Raw genomic sequence first — 576 nt, forward strand, 5'->3', positions numbered from 1 at the left:
GCTGGGATGAAAAGGCGTTGTTCCACACGGTCTCGGCAACCGCCCTGTTCAACATGATGACCCGGCTGGTCGCGGGAACCGGCATCATCGCCAATCCGAAGGCGCAGCAATCGGTCCGCGACCGGATCGCCAAGGACATCAAAAATCCGTCGCCTTATGCGGATTTCGCCAGCAGAATAAAGACCGCCGGCGAGCGGGCGATTTTCGGCGACGCGATGGTCGAGGGCGAGTGACGGGTGCGCGCTTCCCACTTCGTCATCCTGAACATATCAATCGTCATCCTGAACTTGTTTCAGGACCTCGTCCGGCAGCGTGCTAACCTAGAGGAATCCTGAAACGAGTTCAGGATGACGATGAGAAGGGGAGCGGGAACCCCTCGGGCAGCGCGCGTACCTGAAGGGGTCCTGAGCCGAAGGCCAGCGAAGCTAAACAAGTTCAGGATGACGAGTGCTGGTGTGTCTTGACCAATGAATGACACTCACCGCAAAGGCTCAAACCCCAAATCCTCTGCCAGATCGCGCCACTCCGGATTGCTCTCCTCGATCAGGTTCAACTTCCATTGCCGATGCCAGCGTT

Annotated in this window: 1 pseudogene; it reads left to right on the forward strand. The window is 58.0% G+C overall.

The features are described 5' to 3' along the window. Positions 1-233: pseudogene (locus tag V7665_RS13780) on the forward strand (hypothetical protein); the annotation flags it as partial. Positions 234-576: the final 343 nt, after the last annotated feature.

Source organism: Parasphingorhabdus sp., from assembly GCF_036964675.1.
Classification (GTDB): Bacteria; Pseudomonadota; Alphaproteobacteria; order Sphingomonadales; family Sphingomonadaceae; genus Parasphingorhabdus.